Below are 15,578 nucleotides of genomic sequence, written 5' to 3'. Positions count from 1 at the left end.
AAATGTGGAGAACGTCATGTCCTTGTCCGTGCGAACACGACTCATCGCGCTAGCCGTGGTTGCCTGTGTTGGCCTCATCGTGGTCGGCCTGCTGGGCGTCATGCAACTGCGCAATTTCAACCAAACCATGGAAAGCGGCCTCGGGCAGGTACGCAGCGGCGTCAGCGCACTGGTCGCAGTCGGCCGCGCCGATTCGGCCTTCAAGACACAGGTACAGGAGTGGAAGAACATCCTGATCCGAGGCAACGATCAGGCTCTCTTCGAGCGCTACGTCAAAGGCTTCGAAAAGCAGGAGGCCATCGTGCGCGAGAACCTTGCGCTGGTTGAGCCGTATCTGCGGGCAACCGATCCGGCATCGGCAACGGTCGCAAAACTGCTTGGCGACCACACGACGCTCGGCGAGCGCTACCGCACCGCGCTGCGCGACTTCGACGTACTCGACCCCGAAGCCGGCAAGAAGGTCGACGTAGCAGTACGCGGCATGGACCGCGATTTCAGCCAAGGTCTTGATCAGCTCGTCGATGCGATCCAGCAAGCCGAAGCTGCGCGAATGGAAACGCAAGTTGCATCCTCTGAAATTGCGTATCTATCTTCACGAAACGGCATTCTTGGCACGCTGCTGGTCGGGGCCATAATCGTCGGGCTCTTGGCCTGGGTGATCATCCGTCGCATCGACCGCGCGCTGAGCAACTTTGCCGGCACCATGGCATCGGTTTGCCGCGATTGGGACCTTCGATTGCGCGCAGACACGCGCGGGGGAGACGAGATCGCCGCCATCGCACAAGGCCTCAACGCCATGCTGGAGCAATTCCAGAACCTCGTGCGCGAAATCAATCAGCACGCTGCACAGGTTCAGCAGACCAGCGCCGAAGTCGCTTCGGCCGTGGCGCAGATCAACGAGCATGTCGGGACGCTGAATGACTCCACATCCACGTCGGCTGCATCTGTAGAAGAGCTGACGGTCAGCATCAATCATGTGCGCGACAACGCCGAGCAAACCTTGCGCATTTCCGAGACCTCGGCCCATGCAGCCAGCGAGGGTGGTCAAGTCGTGCGACGCACCGCCGATGGCATGGTGCAGACAGCGGACTCAGTACGCGCCGCGGCCGAAGCGGTAAAGCGTCTCGGCCAGCAATCCGACGCCATCGGCGGGATCGTCAGGGTCATCCACGAGGTGGCCGAACAGACCAACCTGCTGGCCCTCAATGCGGCCATCGAAGCGGCACGCGCCGGCGAACAGGGTCGCGGCTTTGCCGTCGTGGCGGACGAGGTCCGCAAGCTGGCCGAGCGCTCAGCGCAAGCCGCAAGAGAGATCACCGACAACATCGGCGCCATGCAACATTCAGCCGTAGCCGCCGTCAGTGACATGGATCATGTGGTCGACAAGGTGGCCGATGACTCCGAACTTGCGCGTGCCGCCGGCGAGGCGATAGACCGTATCGAACACGGGTCTCGCCAGGTGGTCAGCGTTGCGCAAGAAATTGCCAACGCACTGCGCGAACAAGCTCAGGCCAGTGACACGCTGGCCAGCCAGATCGAAGCGATTGCCCGCTCCAGTGACGAAAATGCCGCTGCCCTGACGGAAACGTCGTCGGCCGTGAAAACACTCGAGACCATGGCGAGCCGCATGCACCTGGCAGTGGCCCGCTTCTCGTGCTGAGCTAAGCCCTGAAAAAAGGCCATCCCGCGGGATGGCCTTTTTGCTGTTCTGCACTGCAGCTTACTTGCGGCGCAGGAAAAACTCGAACTCGCGTTCGGGCGTTTCGTTCTGGCCCAGCAACTCGTTGCCGGTCTGACGTGCAAACGCCTGGAAATCCTTCACCGAACCGGGGTCAGTCGCCAGCACGCGGACTGTTTGACCGCTTTCGACTTCAGCGAGGGCCTTCTTGGCGCGCAGGATGGGCAACGGACAGTTCAGACCGCGCGCATCTACATCCTTGTGAAACTCCATTCCGTCGTACTCCTCTCTGCGGGACGGCGCAGTATAAACGCAGGCCGGCACGAGGAAAACCTGTCAACGATCACGCCGTTCGGCGCGGCGCACGGCATCTTCCGCCTTGATTTCACGCATGCGTGCGTCGATGGCCGATTGCTCGTAGAAATCCTTGCTGTCTGCGCGCCGTGCCAACTCGAGCTGCTCGATGGCCGCCGGCAATGCCCCACGCAGCACATACACCTCGGCCAGCGCGCGGTGATAGGCGGTGCGATTGCCGGCGCGCTCTTCGGTGCGCGCCAGGCGCTCCCACAAGCGCGGATCGGTGCGATCGTTCGAGACCGCCGTGCGGGCCAACTCGACCGCCCGCTGAGTATGGCCGGCGGCAAATTCGGCGTCGATGCGCGCGTAGCGCAGGGCACGGCTCTGCGGATGGCGCAACACCGCCGGCTCGAGCACTTCGAGGGCGCCCCGGGCATCGCGTGCTGCCAGCTTCAACTCGGCAGTGAGCAGCGTCACGAAGCTGGTGTCGCGCCCCTCTTCGCTGATTTCGGCGAGTGTGCTGATAGCCGCATCGATGCGATTGGCGCGCATCTGAGCACGCGCCAGACCGTACCTAGACACGTCATCGGGGCGCTCTGCCACGCGAGCCTCGAACTCGCGTACGGCTTCCGCCGGGGACGAGGCAATGGCGCGCAGCTTGGCCTTCACGAAAGCGAAGTCAGGCGAATCGACGACTTGTCGGTAACGCATCTGCGCCACGCGGTTCTCCATGTCGGCAAAACGCTCTTGCGTCATGGGGTGGGTGCGCAGGTAGCCCGGCAGGTTGCTTTCATACACGCGCGTGGCCCGCTGCAGACGGGTGAAGAAAACCGGCATGCCGCGCGGATCGAAACCGGCGCGCTCGAGCAACTGCAGTCCCATGCGGTCGGCCTCGCGCTCAAAGGCACGCGAATAGCCCAATTGCTGTTGAATGGCGCCCGCCTGACCCGACACGATGGCCGCTTCGGCCATTTGCGGGCTGCTGCTGGCCGCCAAAGCGCCCAGCAACAAGGACCCCAGCACCAGCGCCATCGAACGCCCCTGTGTGCCGAACAGCTGTGCGATGTGACGCTGCGTGACGTGGGCGATCTCGTGCCCCATCACCGAGGCGAATTCCGACTCGGTCTCGGCGGTCAGCAACAGCCCGGTATGGATGCCGATGTAGCCACCGGGCAGAGCGAACGCGTTGATCTGCGGGTTGTTGATGACGAAGAACTCGAACGGGCGGTCGGGCTGATAGCTCACCTCGACCATGCGCCGACCGATCGAACCGACGTAATCCTCGACTTCTACGTCGTCGAGATAGGCCGCGTCCTGCCAGCGGATGTCGCGCATGATGGACTCGCCGATGCGCTGCTCGTCATAGGCGGAAAGATCGGCAGAGCCGACATCCCCCAGATCAGGGAGATCAAAGGCATGCGCTGGCGAGGCCGCGAGCACGCCAGCCAGCAGGAGGGCGGAAAGTCGTTTCATCACGGATGCTATGATAGCGCCCCGCACACTTCGTTCCGGCACTGCACGCGCATGACTCAGCAACTTACCCATTTCGACAGCGAAGGTCAGGCCCACATGGTGGATGTTGGCGGCAAGGATGAAACGCGTCGCGTTGCCATTGCCACCGGCGCCATCAGCATGCTGCCTGCCACATTCGAAATGGTGCGCGACGGCACCGCCAAGAAGGGCGACGTGCTGGGCATCGCGCGCATCGCCGCCATCCAGGGCAGCAAGCGCACCAGCGAACTGATTCCGCTGTGCCATCCGATTCCGCTCACCCGCGTGTCGGTCGAGTTCGACCTCACCTCGCAGGCTGACACGGTGATCGTCACCGTCACCGCCGAAACCGTCGGCCGCACCGGCGTCGAGATGGAAGCACTCACGGCCGCCAGCGTTGCCCTGCTCACCATTTACGACATGTGCAAGGCGGTAGACCGCGGCATGACGATGAGCGGCATACGCCTGCTGGAAAAACTGGGTGGCAAATCAGGGCACTGGATCGCCTGATACTCGCACTCGCAGAGAAGTCGTAGCAAACCCGTAGCATCAGCGCCCCGCTCAATCGGGGGCGCATCTCTTGCCATCACGTCTTGCACGTGCCTCGGCAGCCGAATCATTGACGACAGGAGGGGGCCTCGTGGACCCGACGGACGACAACGCAAACGGCGACGGTAGTGCTCTGAAGCGCCCCCGCATCCTCATCAACCCACCGGTGTTCATCCTCTCCGGCCTGATCGTTCTGCTGTTCGTCGGGTTCACGGTACTCGTGCCGGACACGGCAGAAGCCGTGTTCGGTTCGGTGCGCGACTGGACGATCGACTCTGCCGGCTGGCTGTACGTGCTGGCCGTGGCTGGTTTTCTGGTGTTCGTCGTGGCACTCGCCACGTCGTCTCTGGGCACCATCAAGCTCGGCCGCGACCATACGGCGCCGGACTACAGCTACACCTCGTGGTTCGCGATGCTGTTCTCGGCCGGCATGGGCATCGGCCTGATGTTCTTCGGGGTGGCCGAACCGATCATGCACTACGCCACCCCACCGGTGGGCGACGCCGAAACGGTAGAGGCGGCGCGGCAAGCCATGCGCATCACCTTCTTCCATTGGGGCATTCATGCCTGGGCGATCTACGCCGTGGTGGCCTTGTCGCTGGCGTACTTCGCCTTCCGCCATGATCTGCCGCTGACGATCCGATCTGCGCTTTACCCGCTGATCGGTGACCGCATCTACGGCCCGATCGGCCATGCGGTGGACATCTTCGCGGTGGTCGGCACCATCTTCGGGGTGGCCACCTCGCTGGGCTTCGGTGTCATCCAGGTGAATGCCGGCTTGAATTACCTGTTCGACGTCCCCGTCGCCACGACCACTCAGGTGGTGTTGATCGCCATCATCACGGCCATCGCAACGCTTTCCGTGGGGCTTGGCCTGGACGGCGGCATCCGGCGTGTGTCCGAACTGAACATGGTGTTGGCGGCAGCGCTGGTGATTTTCGTTCTTATCGCCGGGCCGACGGTGTTCCTGCTGCAGACCTTCGTGCAGAACACCGGCATGTACCTGTCCAATCTGTTCAGCATGACCTTCAACCTTTACGCTTATCAGCCCACCGGCTGGATCGGCGGCTGGACGCTGTTCTATTGGGCATGGTGGATTGCATGGTCGCCGTTCGTGGGCATGTTCATCGCGCGTGTCTCGCGCGGGCGCACCATCCGCGAGTTCGTCGTCGGCGTGCTGTTCGTTCCGGTCGGCTTCACCTTCATCTGGATGACGGTGTTCGGCAACACGGCGCTGCACATGGTGATGGTGGATGGCTTGAGCAGTCTCACCCAGGCCGTCGCAGCGGACACCTCCGTGGCGCTGTTCCAGTTCTTCGAGAACATGCCGTTCGCATCGATCACGTCATTGATCGCCACCACACTGGTCATCACCTTTTTCGTGACATCCTCCGACTCCGGTTCGTTGGTCGTCGACATGCTGACCAACGGCGGGCACGACAACTCGCCCCTTTGGCAGCGCGTGTTCTGGGCGGTGATCGAGGGTGTGGTGGCGGCCGCATTGCTGCTGGCCGGCGGGCTGGGGGCCCTGCAGACCGCAACGATTGCGGCGGCCCTGCCGTTCACGCTGGTGATGATTCTGATCTGCATCGGCCTGCTGCGCGCGCTGCGCACCGATCACGTCAAGCGCCTGCGCCTGCGAGATGCGCGCATTCGCTCGGTGGGCGGGGACGCCACGCGTGAATGGAAGCAGCGTCTGCGTACCCTGGTGCATCAGCCACGACGCAACGAGGTGCGCAGCTTCATGGCAGGCATCGCCCACCCCGCCCTGCTGGAGGTCGCCGAGGAGCTGCGCAGCCATGGCATCGACGCACATGTCGCAGAGGAGGAAGGCCCGCCGGTCAAACGTACCTGGGTGGAAGTGCGCCATGGTGAAGAGATCGATTTCTTCTACTCGATCCACCTCACCGCCTACGACCCGCCCAGCTTCGTGATGAACGACATCCGCCCGGAACGGCAAGCCAAGCTGCGCTACTTCCGAGCCGAGGTGCATTTGCGCGAGGGCGGACAGGACTACGACGTGATGGGCTGGCGCAAGGAGGACATCATCAGCGATGTGCTCGACCAGTACGAGCGCCACATGCACTTTCTTGACGCCGTTCGCTAAGAGGGCCGGATGAAACACGCACGACACTTCTTTCTGGCGGCCACCGGCGGCTTAGCACTCTCCTCTGCCGCAGCAGAGACCGAACCCGGCTGGGAATGGGACGCCTACGCCTCGCTGCGCACCCAGTTCGAACACGTGACGCCGGGCAACCGCGACTTCATGAGCCGCTACACCGGCATGCGCGACGCCTATTCGCGCTTCGGCGGCCGGCTGGGCTACCGGCTGGACGGCGGCACGCGACTGTTTGCCGAAATCGAGGTGCCCTTCGACTCGGCCAACTTCCGCCTGCGCGACCCGTATGACCAGGGCGGCTTCGGGCGTGACGAGGCCGAGCCGCTGCGCATTGCCCGCTTCGTTGCCGAAGGCAGCTTGGGCAGCCTTTCGCTGGGGCAGCAGTGGATGCCGTACTACAACGCCATCGCGGCGCCGTTGGATTGGTTCAGCAGCTACTACAGTGGCTTCGCCACCTACACCACGCCACGCGTACGCAACACCGTGGCATGGAGCAGCCCGCGCGTGAGCGGCTTCGGCGTAGCCGGCTCGTGGTCGGCGCCGCACGGCAACAAGCAATCCACCGCGCGCATCGACGACCGCCGCATCCAGGCCACCGCAAGCTGGGAGGGCGGCCCTTGGACGTTGGCTGTGGGCATGGACGACCGGGGCAATCCCGACGGCTATCGCGACCGGCTGTATGGTCTTTCGACGACATGGACGCAGAACGCTTGGTACTTCGCCTTCAAATACGAGCGGACGGACACCAACGCACCGGCCTCCTTCTACGGTGACGACCAACAAGCCGTCAATTTGCTGGGCGCCTACACCGCCGGACGCAACACCTGGAAGCTGATGCTGGCACGCGTGGAGGGCTACGGTGAGAACACGATTCACGTTGGCGTAGACCACCGCATGAGCGATCAACTCACGCTCTTCGCCGAGTTCTACCGCGAAGGCGCCACTTCCGGCATCACCGCTCGCAGGGAGGGGCTTGATCGCTACGATGCGGCCACCCGCGGTGGCCGCGCGGTTGTAGCCGGTGTGCGTTACGACTTCTGATCCACCGGTGTCACGGCCAGACCGTCGGCATCGGTGGCAATCATGTCATCGTGTTCGGTCATCTTCCACGGCAGCACGCCCGGCGAGATATGCAGGAAGTGCAGATACTTCTCGAACTGGTCGAGGATGTCATCGATGAGCTCCTGCGTCGTGCTGCCGTACATCTCGTAAGCCAGACCGCCGCTGCGCAGAAAGACCTCTGCGCGGTAATACTGCTCGTCACTTGGGTCGTGCATGCGGTGAGCGTAGGCAAACTGCGGCTTGGGATAGGCGCGCATACGTATCTCGTAGATGTAATCGATATCGGATTCCTTCACCACCTCGATGTAGGCGCGCTGGTTGGCCGCGTCATGACACACCTCGGCCGGCCAGCCACGCTCGCGCAGCTCGGCGCCGACGATCTGCATCGCCTCATAAGCCCGCCCTGACACAAAGCCTTCGACCTCGGCCCGCGAGGGGAAACTGATCAACTCCGACAAGCGCCTTTTCCAGCCACCCGGCCCACTGTGGCGGGCACCCTGCATGTGGGCTTGCTGGCTCACCGCACGGTGACCTTCGATCGCCAGCGCACGCCACATGCCGACCGCGGCGATCAACATGATGATGGCGAACGGCAAGGCACTGGCGATGCTCATGGTCTGCAGCGCCGACAACCCCCCGGCCATCAACAGCGCCGCGGCCAACACACCCTGCAGCGAAGCCCAGAACACGCGCTGCCACACTGGCGAGCGCGCCGCGCCGCCCGATGCCAGCGCATCAATGACCAGCGCACCCGAATCTGACGACGTGATGAAGAACGTCATGATCAGCATCACCGTGATGAACGATACGATGGCGGTCAGCGGCAGCAACTCGAACAGTTTGAACAGCGCGATCGCGTTGTCAGCCTGCACCTCGTCGATCAAGGTGGTGTAACCCTCGACCATGATCAGATGCAGCGCGGTGTCACCGAAGATCGAAAACCACAGGAAGGTGAACATCGTCGGCACGAACATCACGCCCACCACGAATTCGCGAATGGTGCGGCCGCGGCTGATGCGCGCGATGAACAGGCCCACGAACGGCGCCCAGGAAATCGTCCAGCCGAAGATGAACAGCGTCCAGTTGCCGATCCAGTCCGAGCGTGAATACGCCTGCAGGTTGAAGGTGCGCTCGATGATGTTGTTCAGATAGCTGCCTGTGTTCTGCAAGAAGGCCTCAAGGATGAAGATGCTCGGCCCGACGGCAAACACGAACACCATCAACCCGCAGGCAAGCACCATATTGAGCAGCGACAAGCGCTTGATGCCCTTGTCTAGGCCGGCCGCCACCGAAAGCACCGTCAGCACGGTGATGACCGCGATCGAGATGATCTGCACCGTGGTGCTGACCGGAATGAACGGCCAGAGATAGTTCATGCCGGCATTGATCTGCGCCACCGACAGCCCCAACGTGGTGGCGATGCCGAACAGCGTGCCGAGAATGGCGAAAACGTCGACGGTGTGGCCAATAGGGCCATGCACGCGCTCGCCGATCAGCGGATACAAGGCCGAGCGCATCGACAACGGCAGACCGTGGCGGAAAGCGAAATACGCCAGCACCAGCCCGGTCAGGCCGTAAATGGCCCAGATGTGAAAGCCCCAGTGAAAGAAGGCGATCTGCATCGCCTGCTTGGCCGAATCGACCGTCTGCGCGGCGCCGGCGGGGGGTGAAGCATAGTGCAGCACAGGCTCCGCCACACCGAAGAACAACAAGGCAATGCCGTAGCCAGCGGAAAACAACATCGCGAACCAGGCCGGGAAGCTGTACTGCGGCTCGCTGTGATCCGGGCCGAGCCGGATGTTGCCCCATTTGGAAATCGCCACGCCGCTGATGAAGACCAGAAACAACGCCACCGACAGCATGTAAAACCAACCGAAGCTGCGGGTGATCCAGCCCAGCGTGGCGCTGAATGCCTCGCCGGCCAGCTCGGGGTCGCTCATGGTGCCGATCACCAGCAGCGCCGCCACCACCACAGCCGGCAGAAAAACCGGCATCAACAGGGTCGAGTTCTTCAGCAGCGCCCCACCGTTTTCACGAGTTTTCATGCTCCTTCTCCGGGGCGCCGGCCCCTGGGCAACGCGACCCATGGTAAGCGCTAGACGGCCCACGGCCAAACCCGGTGTCCTGAGCGGGCGCGCGGTTTGAGGAATTCTTGACCTTTGCACGACAGGTGCTTGATGCCGTGCGCCATAGGCTTGACGCGTTGAAATCTCGACGGAAGAGCCATGCCGGACACCAGCACACAGGTCAACCTGCCGTTCTCGGACAAGTACAGCCACGAGCACTCACTCAACTACTTTCACAAACACCAGGACGGCCTCTCCCGCCGTCTGTCGAGCTGGCGTGACATGCAGGTCGCGCGCAAGGCGCTGCGCATTGCCGGCGAGCCCAGACTGGTACTTGATCTGCCCTGCGGTGCCGGCCGCTTCTGGCCGATGCTGGCCGAACACCCGGAGCGCGAGATCATCGGCGCAGACAACTCGCCCGGCATGCTGGAGGTGGCTCGCGCGATGCAGCCGCCGCATCTTGTCGAACGCATCCAGACCATGCAGACCTCGGCCTTTGCCATCGATCTGCCCGACCGCTCGGTCGACAGCGTGTTCTGCATGCGCCTGCTGCACCACATCGGCGAAGCCGAGCACCGCATGACGATGCTGCGCGAAATGCATCGCGTCACCCGCGACAGCGTCATCCTTTCGATGTGGGTAGACGGCAACTACAAGGCCTGGCGCCGCAAGAAGCTCGAAGAACGCCGCGCGCGCAGCGGCAAGGAGTGCTTCCAGAACCGCTTCGTGATTCCGGCCGTCACCGCGGAGGCCGAGTTCGCGCAGGCCGGTTTCGATGTTCAGGCCCGTCTCGACTTCCTTCCCGGCTATGCCATGTGGCGCACCTATGTGCTGCAAAAAAGGGCCACATGAACACCCTGACCATAAATACCCCGCCCGATACCCAACGCCGGGCTAGCTCATGGCGTTTCTTTGCCTGGGCCGGGCCGTACGCACCCATCCTGGCGCTCTACGTGATCGGGCTCGTCATCCTGTCAAGCTCGCGCATCGCGCTGATGCTGTGGCAGCACGAACGCGTCGCCGAGGCCGGCATCTGGCCCACCATGCTGATCCAGGGTGTGCGCACCGACATCATCCAACTCGGGCTGCTGGCCGCCATACCGCTGCTGGTGTTGCCGCTGCTGTCGTTGCAGCGCACGTGGCGCATCTGGCAGATCTTCAGCCGTGGCTGGGTAATTGGCGCCATCGCGCTGCTGGTGTTCCTTGAAGTCGCGACGCCGCCCTTCATTCAGGAATACGGCGTTCGCCCCAACCGCTTCCTGCTCGAATACCTGAAGTACCCGCGCGAAGTGGCCTCCATGCTGTGGGGCGGCTACAAGCTGGAGGTCTTCGCCGGCCTGCTCGTCACCGGGCTACTGACGTGGATCACCAGCCGGCTGCTGGCTCCGTGGAGCCGCCAGACGCCGCACTGGCCGTGGTGGGCGGTGCTGCTGGTGTGGCCCATCGTGGTGTTCCTGGTGGCCCTGGGCATCCGCTCCACCCTTGACCATCGTCCGGCCAACCCGGCGCTGTTCGCGCTCACGCCCGACACCATGGTCAACAGCCTGATTCTCAACTCGGGCTGGTCGGTGGCCTACGAGGCCTATCGCATGAAGGACGAAGCGCGCTCAAGCGAGATCTACGGTGAAATGGACAGCGGTGAAATCGTCTCCATCGTGCGCGAGGCGGCCGACAGTTTCGGCGGCCCGCCACGGCAATGGCTGTCGGACGAGATTCCCACGCTCAACGCGCTGGTACCGTCACGTCAGCGCGACAAGCCGCTCAACCTCGTCATCGTGTTGCAGGAGAGCCTTGGCGCCACCTTCGTTGAATCGCTCGGCGGCGTGCCGGTCACGCCCGAACTGGAAAAGCTCAAGCACGAGGGCTGGTGGTTCGAGCAGCTCTACGCCACCGGCACGCGTTCGATCCGCGGCATCGAAGCCGTCACCACCGGCTTTCTGCCGACGCCGGCACAGGCCGTGGTCAAACTCTCGCTGGCGCAGCAGAAATTCTACTCGCTGGCCGAAACGCTGCGCCGCCAGGGCTTTCACACCGAATTCATCTACGGTGGTGAGTCGCACTTCGACAACATGCGCAGCTTCTTCAAGGGCAACGGCTTCCTGTCGATGGTCGATCAGAACGACTACGTGAACCCGGTGTTCAAGGGCAGTTGGGGCGTGTCGGACGAAGACCTGTTCAACAAGGCACACGAGCGTTTCAGCGCGCATCACGAGAATGGCAAGCCCTTTTTCGGGCTGGTGTTCACCTCGTCGAATCACTCGCCCTTCGAGTTCCCCGACGGGCGCATCGAGTTGTATGACGCAGAGAAAGGCACTGACAACAACGCCGTGAAGTACGCCGACTACGCGATGGGCCGCTTCTTCGAGCAGGCCAAAGCCAGTCCGTACTGGAAGGACACGCTGTTTCTGGTGGTGGCCGACCACGACATTCGCGTGCGGGGCAACGCACTGATTCCGGTCGAGCGCTTTCACATTCCGGGGCTGATCCTCGGGGCCGACATCGAGCCGCGCCGCCTCAAGACAGTGGCCAGCCAGATCGACCTCGGGCCGACCGTGCTGTCACTGATGGGCATCACCACCGAGCAGCCGATGCTCGGGCGTGATCTGTCGTCCGAGCCCGAAGGCCACCCCGGCCGCGCCATGATGCAGTACGAGCAGAACTTCGGCTTCATGCAAGGGCACGAGGTGACGGTGCTGCGCGCCGACAAGGCTCCGGCGGTCGCGCAGTACGACCCGGTTGCCAAACAGCTCGGCGCCTCGCACGACGTCGGCGAAGACGACCCGCGCGCCAAGCATGCGCTGGCGCACTCGCTGCTGCCCTCGTGGCTGTATCGCGAGCAGCGCTACCGCTTGCCGGAAGAAGCCGCGAACTGATTCACCCGGCGGACGGTCCATCGGCGAACGCCAACCGGACCGTCCGCATGCCCTCCCGCCGCACCGCCCTGCTCCCCGCTCTGTTCGCCTGCAGCACCGCCTTTGCGAACGAGGCCACCCGCCTGCCCGAAGTGGTCGTGACCGGCACCCCGGATGAGCAGGACAGTTTCGACGCACCGCTGGCCATCGACCGCATCGACGTCCAGCGCCACTTGCGCGGCCGGCCCGGCATCGACGTCTCCGAGGTGCTCACCCGCGTGCCGGGCCTGCATGTCGCCAACCGCCACAACTACGCGCAGGATCTTCAGCTGTCGATTCGCGGTTTCGGCGCACGCTCGGCCTTTGGCGTGCGCGGCGTCAAGCTGGTGGCCGACGGCATCCCTGCCACCAACCCCGACGGCCAGGGCCAGCTCGCCACCTTCGACCTGGAAAGCGCCGAGCGCATCGAAGTGCTGCGCGGGCCGTTCGCCACGCTGTACGGCAATCATTCCGGCGGTGTTGTGCAGCTTTTCTCGGCTCCGGGTGACGGCGCTCCGTCCGTCGGCGCCGGCTTCACGGCGGGCAGTTGGGGCACCACGCGCACGCGCATCAGCGCCGACGGCGAGCGCGACGGCTTCGCCTGGCGCACCAACGCCTCGCGCTTCGATTCCGACGGCTTCCGCCGCTACAGCGCCGTGCAGCGTGACCAGGCCTTTGCGCGGCTGGACTTCACCGGCGACCCCGACGACCGCACAATCACGCTGACCGCCAGCAGCCTGCGCCAGCCCTTCACCGAAGACCCGCAAGGTCTTTCGTGGGACACCTACCGGCGCGACCCACGCACGGTGGAAAGCCCGGCGCGCGACTTCCGCACCCGCAAATCCATCGACCACACCCAGGCCGGGCTGCGCATGGAGCAACGCTTCGGCGCCGACACCCTCATGGTCCAAGGCTATGCCGGGCGCCGCTCGGTGGTGCAGTTTCTTTCCATCCCGATCGCCGCGCAGGCTGACGCGCGCAGCGCTGGCGGCGTGGTCGATTTCGACCGCGATTTCCACGGCGCCGGGGTGCGCTGGAGCCGCCGCAGCGGGTTGGCCGGCGGAGAGTTGACGGTATCGAGCGGGCTGGACTTCGACCGCTCGGTGGACGACCGACGCGGCTTCGAGAACTTCATCGGCGGCACCACCGGCGTAAGGGGCGATTTGCGCCGCGACGAGCGCAACATCGTGACCAGCACCGACCCCTACGTACAGGCAGTGTGGGAGCGCGGGGACTGGCAGTGGTCTGCCGGCGTGCGGCACAGCACGGTGAAGTTTCGCGTCGAGGACGATTACATCGTCGGCGCCAACGGCGACGACAGCGGCAGCGTCACCTACCGCCGCGCCACACCGGCCGTGGCCGTGCTGTGGAAGGCGCACCCGGCGCTCAATGTGTACGCCAGCGCCGGCACCGGCTTCGAGACGCCGACGCTCGGCGAGTTGTCGTATTCGGGCGCCGGCGGGGGCTTCAACTTCGATCTCGAGCCGGCCATCAGCCGACAGTTCGAAGTCGGCGCAAAAGCCCTGCTCGGCGCCTCAACACGCGTCAATGCGGCGCTGTTTGCGGTGCGCACACGTAATGAAGTGGTCGTAGCCGAATCCGCTGGCGGGCGCACCAGCTATGTCAACGCTGCACGCACACGCCGGCACGGGCTTGAACTGGCACTGGAGTCGGAACTTGCGCCGCGATTCGATCTGAGCGGCGCGCTTACTTGGATGCAGGCCGAATACGCCAGCAGCTTCAGCGCAGGCGGTGCAAACGTGCCGTCGGGCAACCGTTTGCCGGGCGTGCCGCGCCTGACAGCCTCCATGGAACTGGCCTGGGAGGCGCGACCGGGCGTCACGCTGTCGGCCGAGGCCCTGCATCGCGGCGACATGGCGGTGGATGATCGGAACACCGGCCGCAAGGCGCCGGCACACACCCTGCTCAACCTTGCCTTGGCCTCGGAGCAACAGCGCGGACCGTGGACCTTCGAACAGATGCTGCGACTCGACAACGTGTTCGACCGGCACTATGTCTCATCGGTGATCGTCGGCCAGGCGCAGGGGCGCTATTACGAGCCGGGGCCGACGCGCAACTGGTTTGCCGGGGCGAGCCTGCGTTACGGCTTCTGAAGCTTGTTCGCGACCAAGGGCAGATCAAAGCGGTGCCAGTTCGGCACGCCGCCGGAGAACGCAAACGGCACCTCGCCCTCAATCAGCGGACGCAGGTAGGCAAGCGCCGCGGGCGTGACGTGCATGCCATCTTCCCGGATGTAGTCGGCCGGCACCAGCCGCTCGCGGTTGCCGACATCGTGCGCAGCCACCGGCACCACGTCCCAGCGATACGGTTTGTCCGAGGTTCGGCGAATGGCCGGCATCATGCCGTCCCGCCCGGCCAGCGCATAGTCCACCGCAGCCACACCCACGGCACGCGCCTGCGCCACATCCACTGCCGAAACCAGATGCCCGGCCGCGCGCTGAAGATAATCGGGAATCGACCAGTGCTGCTTGAAGCCGAACTCCGAGCTGATCAGCCGCCCGATGGTCTGGCCTGCCCCACCCAGCTGAACGTAGCCCTTGTTGTCGACATGCTGCTCCATCACGCGCGAACCGTCCGACCACGAAACGCCCTCGGACACCGTCACCGCGCAGTAACCGATGCGCGCGACGGTGCGCTCGACCTCGGCGAGCAAACGCGCGCGATCCACCGGCGCCTCGGGCATCAGGATGATGTGCGGCGGGTCGTCCGCGCCACGCCGTGCCAGTGCCGTAGCCGCAGCCAGCCAACCGGCATTGCGGCCCATCACCTCCATCACGAAGGCGCGGCCCACCCGGCTCGCCATGGCACGCAGGTCCATGCCGGCTTCGAGCATCGACGTGGCGACATACTTCGCCGCCGAGCCGAAGCCGGGGCAGCAATCCGTGCCGACGATGTCGTTATCCACCGTTTTCGGCAGACCCACGGTCGTCAGCGGAAAGCCGCGGCGCCTGGCCTCGCGCGAGATCTGCGCCACGGTGTGCATCGACCCGTTGCCACCGTTGTAGAGCAGCCAGCCGATGTCGTGTGCGGCCAGCACCTCGAACAGGCGGTCGTACTGCGCCGGATCATCCTCGGGCTCGGGCAGATCGAGCCGGCACGACCCAAACGCGCCGCCGGGCGTGCGCCCGAGTTGCTCGACCTGCCCCGCCGTCAGCCCGCTGGTGTCGTACAAGGCCTCTTCGAGCAGCCCGACCAGCCCGTGCCGGGCGGCCAGCACACGGCCCACTTGCCCGCTCAGACGCGCCGCGGAGATGGCCCCGGCGGCACTGGCGTTGATGACGGCGGTGACACCACCGGACTGGGCGTACAACAGATTCTTCATCGGAGGATCATCAGCAAAGAAAACGGCAGGGCAACAGCACCCTGCCGATCAGGATAACGGCCATAGGCGCGCCACGCGCGCT

Annotated in this window: 11 protein-coding genes; 7 read left to right on the top strand and 4 right to left on the bottom strand. The window is 64.4% G+C overall.

Features of this window, described 5'->3' with window-relative positions; genetic code table 11:
• Positions 1–16: 16 nt before the first annotated feature.
• On the top strand, positions 17–1,660 hold the full coding sequence (locus AC6H0W_RS07545; protein ID WP_497576548.1) for a methyl-accepting chemotaxis protein: 1,644 nt from the start codon (positions 17–19) through the stop codon (positions 1,658–1,660).
• A 60-nt stretch (positions 1,661–1,720) separates the two neighbouring features.
• On the opposite strand, the gene AC6H0W_RS07540 is transcribed toward AC6H0W_RS07545, so the two are convergent.
• Both AC6H0W_RS07540 and AC6H0W_RS07535 read right to left on the bottom strand, forming a co-directional pair.
• Positions 1,721–1,951 carry a sulfurtransferase TusA family protein gene (locus AC6H0W_RS07540; protein WP_497576547.1) on the bottom strand — a complete coding sequence of 77 codons (231 nt, stop codon included), beginning with the start codon at positions 1,949–1,951 and terminating at the stop codon, positions 1,721–1,723.
• A 63-nt stretch (positions 1,952–2,014) separates the two neighbouring features.
• Positions 2,015–3,448: a M48 family metalloprotease gene (locus tag AC6H0W_RS07535; protein WP_497576546.1), complete on the bottom strand. Its 1,434-nt coding sequence runs from the start codon at positions 3,446–3,448 to the stop codon at positions 2,015–2,017.
• 51 nt (positions 3,449–3,499) lie between these two features.
• On the opposite strand from AC6H0W_RS07535, the gene moaC reads away from it, so the two are divergent.
• From moaC to AC6H0W_RS07520, 3 genes are all read left to right on the top strand, one after another.
• Positions 3,500–3,976, top strand: coding sequence for a cyclic pyranopterin monophosphate synthase MoaC (gene moaC, locus AC6H0W_RS07530; protein ID WP_497576545.1), 477 nt, complete (start codon positions 3,500–3,502; stop codon positions 3,974–3,976).
• 130 nt (positions 3,977–4,106) lie between these two features.
• Positions 4,107–6,122 (top strand): BCCT family transporter, encoded by a 2,016-nt coding sequence (locus tag AC6H0W_RS07525; protein ID WP_497576544.1) that lies wholly within the window; start codon positions 4,107–4,109, stop codon positions 6,120–6,122.
• Between the two features lie 9 nt (positions 6,123–6,131).
• Positions 6,132–7,175: a porin gene (locus AC6H0W_RS07520; RefSeq protein WP_497576543.1), complete on the top strand. Its 1,044-nt coding sequence runs from the start codon at positions 6,132–6,134 to the stop codon at positions 7,173–7,175.
• Here the strand turns inward: AC6H0W_RS07520 and AC6H0W_RS07515 are convergent.
• Positions 7,163–9,241, bottom strand: coding sequence for a BCCT family transporter (locus AC6H0W_RS07515; RefSeq protein ID WP_497576542.1), 2,079 nt, complete (start codon positions 9,239–9,241; stop codon positions 7,163–7,165). The two genes, AC6H0W_RS07520 and AC6H0W_RS07515, sit on opposite strands and share 13 nt — an antisense overlap.
• A 180-nt stretch (positions 9,242–9,421) precedes the next feature.
• On the opposite strand from AC6H0W_RS07515, the gene AC6H0W_RS07510 reads away from it, so the two are divergent.
• From AC6H0W_RS07510 to AC6H0W_RS07500, 3 genes are read left to right on the top strand one after another with little or no spacing between them, the layout of a single operon-like run.
• On the top strand, positions 9,422–10,114 hold the full coding sequence (locus AC6H0W_RS07510; RefSeq protein WP_497576541.1) for a class I SAM-dependent methyltransferase: 693 nt from the start codon (positions 9,422–9,424) through the stop codon (positions 10,112–10,114).
• On the top strand, positions 10,111–12,135 hold the full coding sequence (locus AC6H0W_RS07505) for an LTA synthase family protein (protein WP_497576540.1): 2,025 nt from the start codon (positions 10,111–10,113) through the stop codon (positions 12,133–12,135). Before AC6H0W_RS07510 ends, AC6H0W_RS07505 begins: the two co-directional genes overlap by 4 nt.
• Positions 12,136–12,182: 47 nt before the next feature.
• Positions 12,183–14,267, top strand: coding sequence for a TonB-dependent receptor family protein (locus tag AC6H0W_RS07500; protein WP_497576539.1), 2,085 nt, complete (start codon positions 12,183–12,185; stop codon positions 14,265–14,267).
• Here AC6H0W_RS07500 and AC6H0W_RS07495 read toward each other — a convergent pair.
• On the bottom strand, positions 14,255–15,496 hold the full coding sequence (locus AC6H0W_RS07495; RefSeq protein WP_497576538.1) for a 6-phosphofructokinase: 1,242 nt from the start codon (positions 15,494–15,496) through the stop codon (positions 14,255–14,257). The genes AC6H0W_RS07500 and AC6H0W_RS07495 overlap by 13 nt on opposite strands.
• Positions 15,497–15,578: the final 82 nt, after the last annotated feature.

The sequence above is a fragment of the Pseudazoarcus sp. NS20 genome (assembly GCF_059703745.1).
The sequence above is the reverse complement of the archived record's forward strand: the minus strand, read 5'-3'. Positions and strand labels throughout refer to the sequence as shown.

What these genes read in the sequence shown, in the direction of transcription:
- AC6H0W_RS07545 (WP_497576548.1), top strand. Translation starts at nt 17, where the DNA reads ATGTCCTTGTCCGTGCGAACACGACTCATCGCGCTAGCCGTGGTTGCC.
- AC6H0W_RS07540 (WP_497576547.1), bottom strand. Translation starts at nt 1,951, where the DNA reads ATGGAGTTTCACAAGGATGTAGATGCGCGCGGTCTGAACTGTCCGTTG.
- AC6H0W_RS07535 (WP_497576546.1), bottom strand. Translation starts at nt 3,448, where the DNA reads ATGAAACGACTTTCCGCCCTCCTGCTGGCTGGCGTGCTCGCGGCCTCG.
- moaC (WP_497576545.1), top strand. Translation starts at nt 3,500, where the DNA reads ATGACTCAGCAACTTACCCATTTCGACAGCGAAGGTCAGGCCCACATG.
- AC6H0W_RS07520 (WP_497576543.1), top strand. Translation starts at nt 6,132, where the DNA reads ATGAAACACGCACGACACTTCTTTCTGGCGGCCACCGGCGGCTTAGCA.
- AC6H0W_RS07515 (WP_497576542.1), bottom strand. Translation starts at nt 9,241, where the DNA reads ATGAAAACTCGTGAAAACGGTGGGGCGCTGCTGAAGAACTCGACCCTG.
- AC6H0W_RS07510 (WP_497576541.1), top strand. Translation starts at nt 9,422, where the DNA reads ATGCCGGACACCAGCACACAGGTCAACCTGCCGTTCTCGGACAAGTAC.
- AC6H0W_RS07505 (WP_497576540.1), top strand. Translation starts at nt 10,111, where the DNA reads ATGAACACCCTGACCATAAATACCCCGCCCGATACCCAACGCCGGGCT.
- AC6H0W_RS07500 (WP_497576539.1), top strand. Translation starts at nt 12,183, where the DNA reads ATGCCCTCCCGCCGCACCGCCCTGCTCCCCGCTCTGTTCGCCTGCAGC.
- AC6H0W_RS07495 (WP_497576538.1), bottom strand. Translation starts at nt 15,496, where the DNA reads ATGAAGAATCTGTTGTACGCCCAGTCCGGTGGTGTCACCGCCGTCATC.